The sequence below is a fragment of the Vibrio parahaemolyticus genome (assembly GCF_900460535.1).
GTDB classification, from domain to species: Bacteria; Pseudomonadota; Gammaproteobacteria; order Enterobacterales; family Vibrionaceae; genus Vibrio; species Vibrio parahaemolyticus.
Genome location: NZ_UHIL01000001.1, coordinates 137,556 through 153,679 on the forward strand (window position 1 = coordinate 137,556; position 16,124 = coordinate 153,679).

Below are 16,124 nucleotides of genomic sequence, written 5' to 3' on the forward strand. Positions count from 1 at the left end.
AAGCTAACAATTGATGGATAAGCTTGGTCATTATGTGACCAAGCTTTTTTTGTATGTAATGGAACAGATTCAATACTACGCGACCGACCATGACCAACTGAGTCTGATCGAGGCGAAATACCAAAAGTTTGCCTTTCAAAGGCACTATCATTTGGATTTTCACCTCGGCTTGATCACGCATGGTGAGCAGAAGTTTCATTATCAAGGCTCTCATCACCAAGTCGGTCATGGGCAAATCGTTATTATGCCGCCCGATGAACTGCACGACGGCCAATCTAAGCTTGCCAGTGGCTATCAAGTGAATGTTTTTTCGATCGAACCACACTTACTTAGCGATCTGGCAGATCTTAAGCAAAATGGTCAAATTATCCGCTTTAATGAGTTGATCATCTCCGATCCACAGATATTTTCACAACTTAGTAACTTACATGCTCTGTTGAGACGCGAAAATCTCAGTCAGTTAACCAAAGATTGTCTGCCGTTTGAGGGATTTAACCAACTTTTTGATCGCTACGGATCGCTGGCAAGGCAAAAAGTCATTCCATTAGGTAAGCAATCTCTCAACACCTTAAAAGATTACTTAATGGCGAACCTCGACCAATCGGTACGGCTGGAGTCTCTTTCTGAGCTTTGCCAGCTAAGCCCGACTCAATTTCAACGCCATTTCAAAGCGCAAACTGGTATGACACCGTATGCGTGGTTTGCCCGTTTACGACTCGAGCAAGGGATGAAGCTGCTACAAGCAGGACAATGCGGTACTGAAGTCGCGCATCAAATTGGTTTTTACGATCAGGCGCATTTCAGCAAAGCCTTTAAGCAGACTTATGGCGTCTCTCCGTCTCAAGTCACTCGATAACAGCGCGCTCATCTTAGGCTGTCAGTTTTTTACAAGCGCATGCCACAACAAGCCTCCACAATAGCTGCATTGGTAATCTTTGAGATGTGTTATGAATGAATCCACTATCCTGCTGACATTGGCCAGCATTCACTTTATTGCCTTAATGAGCCCAGGCCCCGACTTCGCATTAGTGGTGCAAAATGCCACGCGTCATGGTCGCCAGACGGGCTTATACATCGCTCTTGGCTTATCCGTTGGTATTTTGCTGCACTCATTGTTCAGCCTGACAGGTGTGAGCTACCTTGTGCATCAACATCCTTTGCTGTATTCGGTATTACAACTGCTAGGTGGCAGTTACCTGCTTTACCTCGGTGTTGGCGCCCTGCGCGGCGTGATCGCTACGCTCAAAAACCCGCAAACGGATCAACAAAATAAAACAAACAGCTTCGTGATCAGCAACAAGCGTCAGGCTTTTGCCAAAGGTTTTGCGACCAACATTCTCAACCCCAAAGCACTGGTTTTCTTCATCAGCTTGATGTCGAGCTTGGTGCCAGCCGGAATGTCGGTCTCAGGCAAAAGCATCGCGTTAGTTATCCTGTTCAGCTTGTCTCTGGTTTGGTTTTCCAGCTTGGCGTGGATGCTCTCAACGCAACGTTTACAACGTCGATTACAACAAGCTGGCATCTACATCGATGGCATCTGTGGTGTGGTGTTTACCCTCGTTGGCGGCAGTATCTTGGTGCAAACCATCAGCACATTAATCGGTTAACTCTCTGATTTAAAAGCGTCGCACACCCGACATTTATTAAAACGCTGACTCGACGATCTTCTCCATGGCTGCCAAGCTGAACAATCAAACTGGCAACATGGAGAGTCATCATGCAATGGACGTTCTACCGACTCGTGTCTTCGGGTCTTTTTCTTAGCGCCTCTATCACCCACACCGCGTTTGCAAACCAAGCCACCGATGCGATTGCCCCAGAGCAAAGTACTGGGCTTGAGCACAAACAACTGATCAAAGCCAAAGACTATATGGTGACAGCAGCGAACCCAATCGCCACCCAAGCTGGTGCTGATGTACTGGAGCAAGGCGGCAATGCCATCGATGCTATGGTGGCGGTACAACTGATGCTTGGCTTAGTCGAACCACAGTCTTCCGGTATTGGTGGCGGCGCATTTTTGGTGTATTGGGATGGCGAACAACAAAAGCTCACCACTTATGATGGTCGAGAAACTGCGCCCCTCGCCGCAACCCCAACACTGTTTTTGGACGACCAAGGCCAGCCGCTGCAATTTTATGATGCCGTTGTAGGTGGACGATCTGTCGCGACGCCGGGCACCGTCAAACTGTTGTGGGATACCCACCAAAAATACGGCAAGCTGGAATGGAAAAAGATCATTCAGCCAGTGATCAACTTGGCTGAGGAAGGTTTTGCCGTCAGCCCTCGTCTCGCCAGTTTGATTGCCAACGACGCCGAGCGTTTATCACGTTTTCCGACCACAAAAGCATATTTCTTTAACGCCGATGGCTCACCAAAAGCCGAAGGCACACGATTAAAGAATCCAGAATACGCGCAAACCTTGAAAGCCATCGCCAAACAAGGTGCTCAAGCCTTCTATCAAGGTGATATTGCCAAAGACATTATCGCAACCGTGCAAACTGCAGTGGGTAACCCGGGCGTGTTGGCACAACAAGATTTTGATACTTACCGCATCAAACAGAGAGAGCCCGTTTGTGCGGCTTATCAAAGCTACGACATCTGCGGCATGGGGCCACCAAGCTCAGGCGCGCTAACTGTCGGACAGATCTTGGCTATCACCGAGCAATACGACCTAAAAGGCTGGGGACCAGACAGCGCCAAATCTTGGCAGGTCATTGCGGACGCATCTGGTCTCGCGTTTGCTGATCGCGGTAAGTACATGGCCGATCAAGACTATGTACCCATGCCAACCGAAGGTTTGTTGGACAAAGACTATCTCAAACAACGTGCCGAGCTTATTCAGGTCGGCAAAGCACTGACGAAAGTGGAAGCCGGTAACCCACCGTGGTCACATGCAATGAATCTCAGTATGGATGAATCGATAGAACTTCCTTCCACCAGCCATTTCAACATCGTCGACAAGCAAGGCAATGTGGTTTCAATGACCACCACCATCGAGAACGCTTTTGGCTCGCGCTTAATGGTTCGCGGCTTCCTGCTCAATAACGAGCTGACAGACTTTTCTTTCCGCACTCATCAAGATGGCGCGCCAATCGCCAACCGATTAGAACCGGGCAAACGTCCTCGCTCCTCCATGGCTCCGACCATCATCATGAAAGATGATCAACCATACATGGCAATTGGTTCACCGGGCGGCAGTCGCATTATCGGCTACGTGGCACAAGCCATCATTGCTCATACTCAATGGGACATGGACATTCAGCAAGCGATCAACCAACCAAGAGTGTTAAACCGTTTTGGTACAGTCGACCTCGAGCAAGATAGCGCAGCAACTCAGTTGCAACCGGCACTCGAAAAGATGGGCTTTAAGACCGAAATTCGCGATTTGAATTCCGGTTTACACGCCATTCGCATTACTGAAAATGGCTTAGAAGGTGCTGCCGATCCGCGTCGAGAAGGTGCAGCCATCGGAAAATAGTAGCCTTTCGCTCGGCCCTTTGTGCGAGATCTCTCACAAAGGGTTGAGTAAAACTCTCTTTTTTAGCAGTAAAAGCACCCCAAACAACTCATAAGCTATTGAATAATATAAATACGTGCAGTTTTTAAACGTTTGCGGAATAAAAAAATGTGAACTTGCACCGTTGTTGGATAGCACCAAAAACGTATTATTAAACCTGTCGGAAGGATGCTGACACGGAACAGGAAACACCACGGATTTGGTGAACTTCAGGAAGAAGAAACGGTTATTCAGGATGAATAGTCGGGCATGGAATGCAAAACTGGACATTGAACGGAATCAATAGCGACTAGGATGGTTGCTACTAAGGACGGGAAATGGACACCTCTGGACGAGGCAAGGACTGAACATCAGGATGATGTCATGGACACCGCTCAGGGAACAAGTGATGAGAGCTGACGAGGATAGTTAGCAGACCAGGATAAGGTCATCAAGGACACCGCTAGGAAGGCGACGAAAGGATTAAGCTGAAGGAATACAGCACGCTATCAAGGATTCGATGCAAGGAGCACTTTTTAGTAGCTGGATTGCTGCGAGTAAGACTATAACCCCGATGGGCGCAAGCCCTCGGGGTTTTTCTTTTCTGCCATTTCCGCCCGACCTGCCAAGCACAGTTGTCCCCATCTCAAACTCAAACTCAAACTCAAACTCAAACTCAAACTCAAATAAGGTACTTTGTAGGCTCCAGATACAACAAGAGCCGCCGAAGCAGCCCTTGAGTTAGTTTGCGAACAATGCAAGCTAGCTTTCGATAAAAACCTTACAGTTTCTCTAGTCTAGCGTAAGCAGTCACTAACCATTTAATGCCTTCACCATTGAACGCGATTTGAACGCGACTCTGTGGACCGCTGCCTTCAAAGTTAATGATGGTGCCTTCGCCAAACTTTGGATGCATTACGCGTGAACCAAGTGAAAAGCCCGTCTCGTTGAAGTTCTCTTTCACCGCAGTTTGGCTAAAGCGACCACTGCTTGCAGGTCGGCTGACTTGTGCTTTCATACGCACTTCGTCCAGGCACGTTTCCGGCAACTCACGAATAAAACGCGATGGCTTATGGTACTTATCTTGACCATACAAACGGCGCATTTCCGCGTAAGTGATGTAGAGTTTTTGCATCGCGCGCGTCATACCGACGTAACACAGGCGGCGCTCTTCCTCTAAACGCCCAGCCTCTTCCGCCGACATCTGGCTCGGGAACATGCCTTCTTCAACGCCAACCATAAACACCAATGGGAATTCCAAACCTTTTGCACTGTGCAATGTCATCAATTGAACTGCATCTTCAAATTCGTCGGCTTGCCCTTCACCCGCTTCTAGCGCCGCATGAGTCAAGAACGCAGTCAGCAGCGACATCTCTTCCGCTTCTTCTGGCTTCTCGAATTGGCGAGTTGCGGTCACCAATTCCTCCAAGTTCTCAATACGAGCCTTAGACTTTTCGCCCTTCTCTTGCTCATACATGGCAAACAAGCCAGAGTACTTGATCACATGGTCTGTTTGCTCGTGCAACGGCATCTCTAACGTGTCGTCTTCGAGTGCGGCAATAAGTTCGATAAAGCGACCTAATGCCCCGGCGGCTCGACCCGCGAGCACTTTTTCATCCAACATCGCAACGCTGGCTTCCCACATCGTGCAACCACGATCACGCGCCGCACGGCGGATGGTTTCTAGTGTCTTGTCACCTAAACCACGAGTTGGCGTATTCACCACACGTTCAAATGCAGCATCGTCATTACGGTTGGCCATCAAACGCATGTAGGCCAGTGCGTCTTTGATTTCCTGACGCTCGAAGAATCGCATACCACCATAAATACGGTATGGTAGACCAGCTTGAATCAACGCTTCTTCCAGTACACGAGACTGGGCGTTGTTGCGGTACAACATCGCTGCATCATTCAATGCTCCGCCTTTGTCTTGCCACTCTTTGATTTTGTTAACCGCAAAACGGGCTTCGTCCAACTCGTTGTAAGCACTGTAAACCGAAATCGGTTCACCAACGACGCCGTCAGTCCACAGCTCTTTACCCATACGCTCAGTGTTATTGGCGATCAAGGTATTGGAAGCTTCCAAAATGGTCTTGGTGGAACGGTAATTCTGCTCTAGGCGAATGGTGGTTACACTTGGGAATTCACGGGTGAATTTCTCAATGTTTTCGACTTTTGCTCCGCGCCAACCGTAAATCGATTGGTCATCGTCACCCACGATCATCACATGACACTCAGGCCCCGCCATCATGCGTAGCCAAGCGTATTGGATATTGTTGGTGTCTTGGAACTCGTCAACCAAAATGTGTTTAAAACGCGCCTGGTAGTGCTCGCGGACAAACTTGTTATCGCGCAGTAGCTCATGAGCGCGAAGCAGAATTTCTGCGAAGTCGACCAAACCTGCACGGTCACACGCTTCTTGATAAGCGGTGTATAGCTGCAAGTAGGTTTTGGTCACAGGATCGTGGTAAGCATCAATATGTGTTGGGCGCAGACCTTCGTCTTTTTTGCCGTTAATCCACCAAGCCACTTGGCGTGCAGGCCACTGCTTCTCATCCAAATTTTGTGCTTTGATCAGACGCTTCAGTAAACGCTGTTGATCGTCGCTGTCGATGATTTGAAAGTCTTCCGGTAGCTTGGCATCAAGATAGTGCGCACGCAAAATGCGGTGACAAATACCGTGAAAGGTACCATTCCACATGCCTGACGCACTGCCCATCATCAACTCTTCAATACGGCCACGCATCTCCGCTGCCGCTTTGTTGGTAAAGGTTACCGACATGATTGAGAACGGAGACGCTTGTTCTACCGACATCAACCAAGCGATACGGTGAACAAGAACACGAGTCTTACCACTCCCTGCACCAGCAAGGACGAGCAAGTTTTCTAGAGGTGCTGCAACGGCTTCACGCTGTTTATCGTTCAAACCGTCGAGTAATAGAGATGGATCCATCATGATGAGCTACTGGTTATTTATACATAAAAATAGATTATAACCTAAACAACTAGGGTGTGTTGAGACAAAACTAGATAAAAAGTTCGACGATTTTTTACTCATCTATTCAATCGGTTATGTAAATCAAACCATCAAAAAGCATTCTCCCAAACAATTTCCCTGAAAGTTTTTCACTCACCTTCCTATCTCTTAAGTTAAGCAAGCGGACAAAAACTGTGCATCTTAATCGCTCGTCTGCTTGCCCATCTCAACGTAAAGGAAATCATTCAGAGGAAATTATTATGAAAAAGTCGAATCTTGCTGTTACTGCTGCGGTTACTGGTCTACTAGCCCTTGGTGGCACTCTACTAACAGCAACACCAGCTGTCGCGGCAGAAAAAGAAAAGTGCTACGGCGTGGCAAAAGCGGGGAAAAATGACTGTGCGACGAAGAACAGCTCTTGCGCTGGCACGTCAAAACAAGACCACCAGAAAGACGCATTTGTGGTCGTTCCAAAAGGTCTTTGCGACAAATTGGCTGGCGGCAGCACCAGCGCATCTTAATTTCTCCGTTAATTGTTGTGGGCGTGTGATGGCTCAACTCACACCCCACAACCTCTTCTATCCAGTTCGAAAAGGAGTTTCACGTGAAACACTACGATTTTCACCCTCTTGTTGGCGTTGGTTTACGGACTCCTCATTTGGACTTTTTTCAGCAACAACGTCCAGAACTGTCTTGGTTAGAAATTCACAGCGAGAACTACTTTCAACCCAATGCAGCCGAACGAAAATATCTACACACTTTGCGAGAGCAATACCAGATCAGCTGCCACGGAATTGGTTTGTCGTTAGGCTCTGTTGAACGCGTTAGCCAAGTACACCTAGCTCAACTGAAAGCGTTGATTGATGCCATTGACCCGATGTTTGTCTCTGACCATTTGAGCTGGAGTGAAAATGGTGGGCATTATTTTAACGACTTGCTTCCCCTACCATACACCGAAGAAGCACTGAACGTTTTTACTCGCAATGTGCTTGAAGTTCAGGATTATCTGCAACACGAAATCTTAATCGAGAACCCATCGAGCTATGTGAAGTTTCAACACTCGACGATCAGCGAGTGGGAGTTTCTCGCTGAAGTTCAGCAGCGCACAAGTTGCCGGTTACTGCTCGATCTGAATAACGTACACGTATCAGCCTTCAATCACGGCTTTGATTGCAATACCTATCTGTCCGCCATTCCGGCAGACAAAGTGGATGAAATTCATTTGGCGGGTTTCACCATCAAGCAACTCGATAAAGGCGAAATTTGGATTGATACTCACAGCCGTCCCGTCAGCACGGAAGTCTGGAAGTTATATCAACACTGGGTTGAACAGTATGGTCCGCGCCATACCTTAATTGAATGGGACTTAGATATCCCAACACCAGAAGTGTTATTGGCAGAAGCGGAAAAGGCCTCGCTCCTTCTCTCCCAAATTACCACCCCGCTTAGTGCTACGAGGAAAGCCTCATGAAGCTAGCCACCTTACAAAACCAGTTTGCGAAAGCGCTTCACTATCAGGCATTGGGTGACGACTGTAATATTGCAAGCGGTCAGTTTACCGCTGACGAGCACATGCAAATATATCGCAACAACTTTATCATCAGCTTGAGCGAAGTCCTTTCTGCTACTTATCCGATGGTTGAAGCGTTACTAGGGGAAACGTGCTTTGCCCAAATAGCACGTCAACATGTTTTAACGCACCCACTCCAAGAAGGCAGTGTTATTCACTACGGAAAAGACTTTCACCTCACTGTGATGTTGTTTGGCCAGGTCATGGCTCAAGCGCCATACAGCCCAGAAGTCGCACTCTTTGAATGGAACATCGACCTTGCTAGCCAAGCTCGTTGTGAGCATCAAGCAGACACTGCCGTGCAACCACTGACTGAGTTACCACACGTATCAGAGTCGCAACATCCCCATTTAGTTTTCCACCTTCGCCCTGGGTGTAAGTGCTTTGATGCTCATTACGCGGTGTTTGATTTATTCGCAGCTGTTCGTACTCAGCAATTCGATCAGCTCAACATCAACCAATTACAACAAGGGGTGATCCGCATCGAGCCCAATGGTGAAGCGCAGTGTTTCGCGCTAGCTGCCGAAGCCTATCAATTGCTTGCCAGCTTGGAACAAAAGCAATGTTTGAGCGATATCCCTGAGCCGTTGCTCGCTCATCTTAATCACATCATGACGCTTGACCTGATTGAAGGTTTTACGCTGCAAACCGCGTAAGGAGGATACGATGACAGATTCTGTGAAAAGCCTGATTAGCCGCTACGACGAATACACCAACAGCTTACAAACTCACGCAATGCCGTTGTTGCTGCTGTTTTGCCGTTTATGGGTCGCTTGGGTGTTTTTTAATTCTGGCCTTATCAAAATTGCCTCATGGGATAGCACCTTGTACTTGTTCGAATTTGAGTATCAAGTTCCGTTGCTACCTTGGGAATTTGCCGCCTATTCAGGCACATTCGCAGAGTTAGTTCTTCCGGTCTTTTTAGCGCTTGGATTATTTACTCGCCCTATTGCTGCCATGTTGTTTGTGTTCAACATTATCGCTGTCCTGTCCTACCCGCTACTGTGGGAGAAAGGTTTCCATGACCACCAACTCTGGGGGTTAATGATTTTGATTGTGATGCTGTGGGGAGGCGGTCCGTTTTCGCTCGACCGATTGATAAAAGACAAATTCGTCAGATAGAAAAATCCCCGCGATTGCGGGGATTTCTTTTATTGCTTGTTTAGGTAAGCCAGCAGTTCATCCGCTGAGATACCTTGTTGTGCGAGGTCTTTTGCTAATAGCTCAACTTGCTCGCCCTTGCGTGACTCAATCACTTGTTGAAATTGGTACACAATGTCACGCAAGATTGGTAGAGGTACTTGTTTTGCCGCACTACGAATGCGCTCGGAGCTTTGATTGCCCAGCTCATTAAGCAACTTACCAAACATCACCTTTTCTGGTGATTCTTCCATTTGCTCTAAAATACGAGCCATTTCATACGTGGTTAACGACATTACTTTTTGAATTCCATTATGGTGTCAGGAAAAGTGTGAACGACAAATATACACGCGTTACATACATTGGAAAATACTAAATTACACTGATTTACGCATTAGCGAAGCGTGCGTGCCAGCTCTTACCAGCCTTTGAAAATAGAATCACCAATGCCGGTAGCAATACCCACATATGAATAGCAATCAATGTTTGTGGATCAAACGGCAAACGCTGTAAGGTACCCACTAACAAACCAGAACCGCTCATTTGGAACAAACCAAGTAGCGCCGCGGCTGTGCCCGCTTTATCACCGAATGGTTCCAACGCCTTGCCCGCGGCACCGCCAAGAATCAAAGCAAAACCAACGGACGACATAAAGATTGGCAGCATGAACGACAGCGCCGTGTTTTGGCCATTCATCACCAGCATCACCACACCAGCCAGAGCCAACGTCGAGATACCAACCACAAGCGTGTTGTGTGTGCCAAAACGTTCCATGAACTTCGGTGCCAACATACAACCAGCGATGTTGATGACCGCGTTAATGCCAAACCAGAATGTGAACTCATTCATTGAAAGGCCCATGCCTGTCATCAATACCGACGGTGCTGACGTCACGTAAGCTAAGATAACCGCCATGGCCATCAAACATAGTGACGCGTGGAAAATGAAAGATGGCGTGCTCAGTACCGACCAGTAACGACTTACCTTGAATACCGCTTGTTTCTCGGTTGCAGGGTTGGTTTCCTTCATCATCAAGAACATCAACGTTCCTGAGACAACCGCAAAACCAGCCATAAAGCTGAAGTTTGCACGCCAATCGAATTGCTGTGTTAACCAGCTACCTAAGATTGGTGCCAGTGCAGGAATAAAGCAGATCGCACCATTAAGGTAGCTGATCATCTTGCCGCTTTTCTCTGGGCCGAAAATATCGCGAACTGTTGCAAAGGCTGCTACCGATGTCGCACACGCACCTAAGCCTTGTAGCAAACGAGACATCAACATCCACTCTATATTTTGAGCACTCCACGCCAATAAAGCGCTCATTGCGTAGATAGTGATGCCGCCCAATGCAACAGTTCGACGTCCGAGTTTATCTGCCAAAGGGCCAGCAAACAGTTGGCCAACACCCATAGCAAATAGGAACCATGTAATCGTGTCTTGTGCTAGCGCATTGTCTACCTGAAAAGTTGAAGCGATAAGAGGTAACGCAGGTAGATAGATATCAATCGCAAGCGGACTGAAAAGAACCAAAAGGGTCAACAACGCCATTTGTTTTTTACTATTAGAAATATGGCTAGACACACAACACTCCAAATTGAACAAGAACTTTGCAGAGAGCTTAATCATCTGATGATATGAATGGAAATGATGTATAATCATGACCATTATTCCCCAGAGGAAATTCACCGTGAACATAGAAAAGCTCGCTCGTCTCGACCTGAACTTACTGGTCTGTTTTAAAGTGTTAATTGAAGAGCTTAACGTGACTCGAGCAGCGCATCGACTGTGCCTTAGCCAATCCGCGGTGAGCAAATCATTAGCCAAACTTCGCATTCAATTTGATGATCCATTGTTTACGCGTAACTCACATGGATTAACGCCAACACCACGTGCATTGTTCCTCAAACCGAAACTGGATCTGTTGATTAACCAATTAGAAGTGCTGACCCAGCCAGAAGAGTTTTCGCCCCAAAGCAGTGAATACCGTTTTCAAATTGCAGCCGTGGAAAGTGTCTACCCATTAATCTTGCCGCATTTCTTACCAGCGATTTTTCAACAGGCACCCGGCGTCACCATCAGCACGCATCCTTGGTCAGATAACACCTTCAAAATGTTGCAGCGTGGTGAGCTGGATTTGGGATTAACTGGTAAAGACATCGACATCAATGACGCAAAACTTACCCTACTGCCACCGGATGATATTTGCGAACTCGAAATCTATCGCGACCATCAGATGTGCATTATTCGTAAAAACCACCCCGCACTAAAACAGAAGTGGAACCTCGAAGCGTATCTCGCACTTCGTCACGTACAAGTGCGTTGTGATGGAAACGACCGTTGGTTGTTGGATTATCGTTTAGCAGACATTGGCGCAGAGCGCGATATTGCAGTCACTGTTCCAGATTTCAATAGTGCTGCTAGCTTGTGTTCTTACACCGACTTCATCTTTACCGCGCCGAGCCATTTTGTGCAACTGGCTGCCAAACAGCTCGACTTGGTGGTCTTGCCATTGCCGCTTGAATTCCCGCCCATGGCTTACACTCTGTTTTGGCACAGAGACAGAGAAAACGACCCAGCCTTGAATTGGCTGCGCACGATGATCACGCAAAAAACCGATCACCTTAGATAAAAATATCGGACGCAATTTGCGCTTAGCGGCTAAAATGAGTAGCTTAACAGTCGATAGTCCTTTTTGGCTCATCTATGGCCTGTTGTACCCAGACTTAAACGTCATCTTGCTACGACGTTTAACTCAATCACTGCACGAAGCAGAAGGAAACAGCTCCCACACCTGAGCATGAAGGAGCGGTAATTTGAAGGAATAAAACAGATGCACAACGATACCCTAAGCCGCGTGAACGCAATTCGCGAATGGCTTACTCAACACAACATTGATGCCCTACTGATCCCTCACGAAGATGAATACCTGGGTGAATATGTTCCCGCGCACAATGAACGTCTCCACTGGCTAACCGGATTCACAGGCTCTGCAGGCGCAGCCGTGATCACAAAAGACAAAGCCGCAATTTTTGTAGATGGTCGCTACACAGTGCAAGTGACCAAACAAGTTCCTAGCGAGTTGTTTGAATATCGCCACCTAATTGAAGAACCGGCATTGGATTGGATTCAAGACCATCTAACCGCAAATGCGTCCGTGGCTATCGACCCCCGCATGCACAGCTCGGCTTGGCTAGATATGGCACAAGCAAAACTGGTTGGAAAACTTGAGCTGAACATTCTCTCCAGCAACCCAATTGATGAGCTGTGGCATGACCGCCCTGCACCCGTGGTTTCTGACGTTCGCCTCATGCCAACAGAAGCCGTTGGTCAATCAAGCGAAAGTAAGCGTAAAGAGATCGCTCAACTGGTAACAAAAGCCGGTGCAGACAGTGCAGTCATCACAGCACTTGATTCTATTTGTTGGTTATTGAACGTACGTGGCTTGGATGTATCGCGTTTGCCAGTTTTACTGTCGCACGCGATTCTTCATGCCGACTCAAGTGTGGAGTACTTCCTAGATCCCGCTCGCTTACCTGCTGAATTTGCAGCGCATGTGGGCACTGGTGTGACGGTTCATCATCCAGAAGCACTTCAATCTCGCCTTGAAGCCATGTCTGGTAAAAAGGTATTGCTCGACCCAGCAATCAGTAACGCATGGTTTAAGTTAGTTCTGCAAAATGCAGGCGCATCGGTTATTGCTGCAGCCGATCCATGTTTAATGCCAAAAGCCGCGAAAAACGAAGTTGAGATTGCGGGCATGAAAGCCTGTCATATCCGCGACGGTGTAGCGATGAGCAAATTCCTTTGCTGGCTAGATGCCGAAGTGGCTGCTGGCAATCTTCATGATGAAGCTACACTGGCTGATCGCCTAGAAGCATTCCGTAAAGAAGACCCAACGCTGATGGATCTGAGCTTTGATACCATTTCTGCGGCAGGCGGCAATGCGGCTATGTGTCACTACAATCATGAGAACCAACCTGAGCCAGGTAAGCTAGAGTTGAACACACTTTACCTTGTTGATTCAGGCGGTCAGTACCTAGATGGCACAACCGACATTACACGCACCATCGCGATTGGTCAGCCATCAGCAGAAATGATCAAGCAGTTCACTCTCGCGCTGAAAGGTCATATCGGTGTAGCACGTGCCCGCTTCCCGAAAGGCACTCGCGGTTACCAAATCGATACATTGGCTCGCCAACATCTTTGGGCGGAAGGTTATGACTACGACCACGGTACTGGCCACGGTGTAGGTCACTTCCTAAGTGTGCATGAAGGTCCGGCAAGCATCTCTAAGAAACAAATTGATGTGCCGCTAACTGAAGGCATGGTGCTATCAAATGAGCCTGGCTACTACCGTGCAGATGCGTTCGGTATCCGAATCGAAAACCTAGAGCTCGTAGTTGAAACACCGACTAACGGTGACTTCCCTGTTCTATCATTCGAATCATTGACGCGCTGTCCAATCGATAAACGTAATATCAATGTCGATATGCTGACTCGTCCAGAACTTGCTTGGTTGAACGACTACCATCAAAAAGTATGGGAACAAATCAGCCCGCTTGTTGAAGGCGAAGTAAAAGAATGGCTACGCGAAGCAACTCTGCCGTTGGCTCACTCTTAAACAAAAGTGCGAACATCTATTAAAGATAAAATAGAAAAGGCTCTCCACTTGGAGAGCCTTTTTTTAGGGCTAAATTCGTAAATCGCATTCCATAAATCACATCCATGAAAATCAAAGCTAAGCGTTCATTCAATCACAATGTTTCACGTGAAACATGCCACGCCTCGGTTAACCTGAGTAAGCTGAGTGCCAATCACGCCAGACCGGATCGAAACCTTTCGCTCTGATCATGTCTTCTACCGATGCCGCGCTACGCTCGTCACTGATTTCGAACTGTTCCAGTTCCACCTCTTCGGTCGCATAACCACCGGGTTGTGTTTTCGATGCCGCAGACATACTCGTAATGCCTAACGGTAATACATTGTCGCGAAACTGCGGTGATTCGCGCGTCGACAATGACAACTCCACTTCCGGATTAAACAGCCGATAGGCGCAAATCAATTGCACCAACTGCTTATCCGTCATGACAGACTTCGGTTGTAATCCCGACGCTGGTACATTACCGGCACAAGGGCGTAAACGAGGAAAAGAAATCGAATAACGCGATTGCCAATAAGTACGCTCAAGGTAATCCAGATGAGCAGCAGCAAAAAAGCAGTCGGTGCGCCACTCTTCCAAACCAATCAAAGCGCCAATACCGATTTTGTCGATCCCCGCTTTTGCCAATCTATCAGGCGTTTCAAGCCGGTATCGGAAATCCATTTTATTGCCACGCAAATGATGCTGAGCATATGTTTTGGGATGATAGGTTTCTTGATACACCATCACCGCATCAAGGCCCAATGTTTTGAGTTCGGCGTATTCGTCCTGATCCAACGGTTGGACTTCCATCGCTAAATAATTAAATCGCTGCTTGATGATTGGCACCATTTCGCGAAAGTATTTCATCCCAACTTTGGTCTCATGCTCACCCGTTACCAGTAACACGCTGTCGAACTTCATTCGCTTAATCGCATCAATCTCCGCCTCAACTTCGTCCCTATTCAGTGTTCTTCGCTTTATGCGGTTCTCCATAGAGAAGCCACAATAGGTACAAGCGTTGGCACAAAGGTTAGAGAGGTACAGAGGAATATACAGCGACATAGTGTTGCCAAAACGCTTACGCGTCAGCGAATAAGAAAGCTTTGCCATCTGCTCTAAGTACGGTTCAGCAGCAGGAGAAATCAACGCTTTAAAATCTTCCAAATCTCGTTTGGGTTTTGCTAGCGCCCTTTCCACATCCTGCGCCGTTTTGGCATAAATCGACATGGATATGTCATCCCAATCGAGCTGCTGAAAGCGATCATAAAAGCTCATCTTGAACCCTCACTTCTACAGTTCATCGAGAAAAGCCGTTAGCGGACTGGAAGCAACGGCATGAGAAACTTTCCCTGCAAGCCCAGCTTCATAAGCCATACGACCTGACTCGACTGCCATCTTGAACGCTTTCGCCATCGCAACGGGATTACTTGCGGCAGCGATGGCCGTATTGACCAGCACGGCATCCGCGCCCATTTCCATCGCTCTTGCCGCATGTGAAGGCGCACCAATTCCCGCATCCACGACAACAGGTACGTTCGCTTGGTCAATAATGATTTCTAGAAAATCGTGCGAAGCGATACCTTTGTTCGAACCAATCGGCGCACCCAATGGCATCACCGCAGCACAGCCAACTTCTTCCAGCCGCTTACATAAAACCGGATCAGCATGGCAATATGGCAACACAATAAAGCCATCTCGCACGAGCTGCTCGGCAGCGGCTAAGGTTTCTATCGGATCAGGCATTAAGTATTTTGGGTCGGGATGGATCTCCAGTTTGACCCAATTTGTGCCCAACGCTTCGCGAGCAAGCTGCGCAGCAAAAACAGCATCTTTGGCATTTTTAGCGCCAGAGGTGTTCGGTAGCAAATTCACACCGGCGTGAATCAGAGGCTGCAAAATGTCATCTTGCTGATCATGTACATCCACACGTTTAAGCGCCATCGTCGCGAGCTGTGAACCTGAAACCTGGATGGCTTCGGCCATTAAATGGCTATTAGAAAATTTGCCTGTTCCTGTGAACAAGCGTGATTGAAATTCTTTATCACCAATTTTCAGCATCGACATTATCCCCCTGCGATGGCTTGAAACAGAGAGATGCTATCTCCCTCAGAAAGTACCGTACTCGCCCATTCGCTACGCGGCACCACTTGATTATTAATGGCAAAAACACAGCCCATTTCAGGCAGAGAAAACTGGGTAATAATTTGCTGTAGGTTGGCTTTACACTCGACCAGCTGAGCTTGGTCGTTAATAGCGATAGTTATCACGTTACCTCTCTCCTTTAACAAAGGAACGCACA

The 16,124-nt window shown here is 47.7% G+C and carries 15 protein-coding genes; 9 read left to right on the plus strand and 6 right to left on the minus strand.

What is annotated here, in order from left to right; all coding sequences use genetic code 11:
* Positions 1–58: 58 nt before the first annotated feature.
* The 3 genes from DYB02_RS00740 to ggt all read left to right on the plus strand — a co-directional run bounded on the left by DYB02_RS00740 (position 59) and on the right by ggt (position 3,478).
* Positions 59–856: an AraC family transcriptional regulator gene (locus DYB02_RS00740; RefSeq protein WP_005458575.1), complete on the plus strand. Its 798-nt coding sequence runs from the start codon at positions 59–61 to the stop codon at positions 854–856.
* A 91-nt stretch (positions 857–947) separates the two neighbouring features.
* Positions 948–1,607 (plus strand): LysE family translocator, encoded by a 660-nt coding sequence (locus DYB02_RS00745; protein WP_029805934.1) that lies wholly within the window; start codon positions 948–950, stop codon positions 1,605–1,607.
* Between the two features lie 110 nt (positions 1,608–1,717).
* Complete coding sequence (ggt, locus tag DYB02_RS00750) at positions 1,718–3,478, plus strand: gamma-glutamyltransferase (protein WP_029805936.1); 1,761 nt, start codon at positions 1,718–1,720, stop codon at positions 3,476–3,478.
* 799 nt (positions 3,479–4,277) lie between these two features.
* Here ggt and uvrD read toward each other — a convergent pair.
* Positions 4,278–6,452, minus strand: a complete 2,175-nt coding sequence (gene uvrD, locus DYB02_RS00760) for a DNA helicase II (RefSeq protein ID WP_029806426.1) — start codon at positions 6,450–6,452, stop codon at positions 4,278–4,280.
* A 281-nt stretch (positions 6,453–6,733) separates the two neighbouring features.
* Here uvrD and DYB02_RS00765 point away from each other — a divergent pair, with 281 nt between their 5' ends.
* The 4 genes from DYB02_RS00765 (at position 6,734) to DYB02_RS00780 (ending at position 9,165) form a co-directional block, all read left to right on the plus strand.
* Positions 6,734–6,994 carry a BufA1 family periplasmic bufferin-type metallophore gene (locus tag DYB02_RS00765; RefSeq protein ID WP_005458571.1) on the plus strand — a complete coding sequence of 87 codons (261 nt, stop codon included), beginning with the start codon at positions 6,734–6,736 and terminating at the stop codon, positions 6,992–6,994.
* A gap of 83 nt (positions 6,995–7,077) precedes the next feature.
* A complete protein-coding gene (gene bufB / locus DYB02_RS00770; protein WP_029806424.1) occupies positions 7,078–7,944 on the plus strand; it encodes an MNIO family bufferin maturase in 867 nt (288 codons plus the stop codon).
* Complete coding sequence (locus DYB02_RS00775) at positions 7,941–8,699, plus strand: HvfC/BufC N-terminal domain-containing protein (protein WP_029806422.1); 759 nt, start codon at positions 7,941–7,943, stop codon at positions 8,697–8,699. Before bufB ends, DYB02_RS00775 begins: the two co-directional genes overlap by 4 nt.
* Before the next feature lie 10 nt (positions 8,700–8,709).
* The gene (locus DYB02_RS00780) at positions 8,710–9,165 is read left to right on the plus strand and encodes a DoxX family protein (protein ID WP_029806420.1); all 456 of its coding nucleotides are present in this window, start codon (positions 8,710–8,712) and stop codon (positions 9,163–9,165) included.
* A 29-nt stretch (positions 9,166–9,194) separates the two neighbouring features.
* Here DYB02_RS00780 and tsrA read toward each other — a convergent pair whose 3' ends face one another.
* Both tsrA and DYB02_RS00790 read right to left on the minus strand, forming a co-directional pair.
* On the minus strand, positions 9,195–9,479 hold the full coding sequence (gene tsrA / locus DYB02_RS00785) for an H-NS-like global regulator TsrA (protein ID WP_005458563.1): 285 nt from the start codon (positions 9,477–9,479) through the stop codon (positions 9,195–9,197).
* Positions 9,480–9,570: 91 nt separating this feature from the next.
* On the minus strand, positions 9,571–10,764 hold the full coding sequence (locus DYB02_RS00790) for a multidrug effflux MFS transporter (protein ID WP_005480931.1): 1,194 nt from the start codon (positions 10,762–10,764) through the stop codon (positions 9,571–9,573).
* Between the two features lie 106 nt (positions 10,765–10,870).
* Here DYB02_RS00790 and DYB02_RS00795 point away from each other — a divergent pair, with 106 nt between their 5' ends.
* Together DYB02_RS00795 and DYB02_RS00800 are read left to right on the plus strand one after the other, a co-directional pair.
* Positions 10,871–11,812 carry a LysR family transcriptional regulator gene (locus DYB02_RS00795; protein WP_005465075.1) on the plus strand — a complete coding sequence of 314 codons (942 nt, stop codon included), beginning with the start codon at positions 10,871–10,873 and terminating at the stop codon, positions 11,810–11,812.
* 201 nt (positions 11,813–12,013) lie between these two features.
* Positions 12,014–13,804 (plus strand): aminopeptidase P family protein, encoded by a 1,791-nt coding sequence (locus DYB02_RS00800; RefSeq protein WP_025527117.1) that lies wholly within the window; start codon positions 12,014–12,016, stop codon positions 13,802–13,804.
* 168 nt (positions 13,805–13,972) lie between these two features.
* On the opposite strand, the gene thiH is transcribed toward DYB02_RS00800, so the two are convergent.
* The 3 genes from thiH to thiS are packed head-to-tail and all read right to left on the minus strand — an operon-like array spanning position 13,973 to position 16,092.
* A complete protein-coding gene (gene thiH / locus DYB02_RS00805) occupies positions 13,973–15,100 on the minus strand; it encodes a 2-iminoacetate synthase ThiH (RefSeq protein ID WP_015297500.1) in 1,128 nt (375 codons plus the stop codon).
* Between the two features lie 15 nt (positions 15,101–15,115).
* Positions 15,116–15,883, minus strand: coding sequence for a thiazole synthase (locus DYB02_RS00810; RefSeq protein WP_025576387.1), 768 nt, complete (start codon positions 15,881–15,883; stop codon positions 15,116–15,118).
* A 5-nt stretch (positions 15,884–15,888) separates the two neighbouring features.
* Positions 15,889–16,092 (minus strand): sulfur carrier protein ThiS, encoded by a 204-nt coding sequence (gene thiS, locus DYB02_RS00815; protein WP_005497365.1) that lies wholly within the window; start codon positions 16,090–16,092, stop codon positions 15,889–15,891.
* Between the last annotated feature and the right edge of the window lie 32 nt (positions 16,093–16,124).

Excerpts from the sequence above, each read along its gene's own strand:
- DYB02_RS00740 (WP_005458575.1), top strand. The coding sequence starts at position 59 with ATGGAACAGATTCAATACTACGCGACCGACCATGACCAACTGAGTCTG.
- DYB02_RS00745 (WP_029805934.1), top strand. The coding sequence starts at position 948 with ATGAATGAATCCACTATCCTGCTGACATTGGCCAGCATTCACTTTATT.
- ggt (WP_029805936.1), top strand. The coding sequence starts at position 1,718 with ATGCAATGGACGTTCTACCGACTCGTGTCTTCGGGTCTTTTTCTTAGC.
- uvrD (WP_029806426.1), bottom strand. The coding sequence starts at position 6,452 with ATGATGGATCCATCTCTATTACTCGACGGTTTGAACGATAAACAGCGT.
- DYB02_RS00765 (WP_005458571.1), top strand. The coding sequence starts at position 6,734 with ATGAAAAAGTCGAATCTTGCTGTTACTGCTGCGGTTACTGGTCTACTA.
- DYB02_RS00775 (WP_029806422.1), top strand. The coding sequence starts at position 7,941 with ATGAAGCTAGCCACCTTACAAAACCAGTTTGCGAAAGCGCTTCACTAT.
- DYB02_RS00780 (WP_029806420.1), top strand. The coding sequence starts at position 8,710 with ATGACAGATTCTGTGAAAAGCCTGATTAGCCGCTACGACGAATACACC.
- tsrA (WP_005458563.1), bottom strand. The coding sequence starts at position 9,479 with ATGTCGTTAACCACGTATGAAATGGCTCGTATTTTAGAGCAAATGGAA.
- DYB02_RS00800 (WP_025527117.1), top strand. The coding sequence starts at position 12,014 with ATGCACAACGATACCCTAAGCCGCGTGAACGCAATTCGCGAATGGCTT.
- thiH (WP_015297500.1), bottom strand. The coding sequence starts at position 15,100 with ATGAGCTTTTATGATCGCTTTCAGCAGCTCGATTGGGATGACATATCC.
- DYB02_RS00810 (WP_025576387.1), bottom strand. The coding sequence starts at position 15,883 with ATGCTGAAAATTGGTGATAAAGAATTTCAATCACGCTTGTTCACAGGA.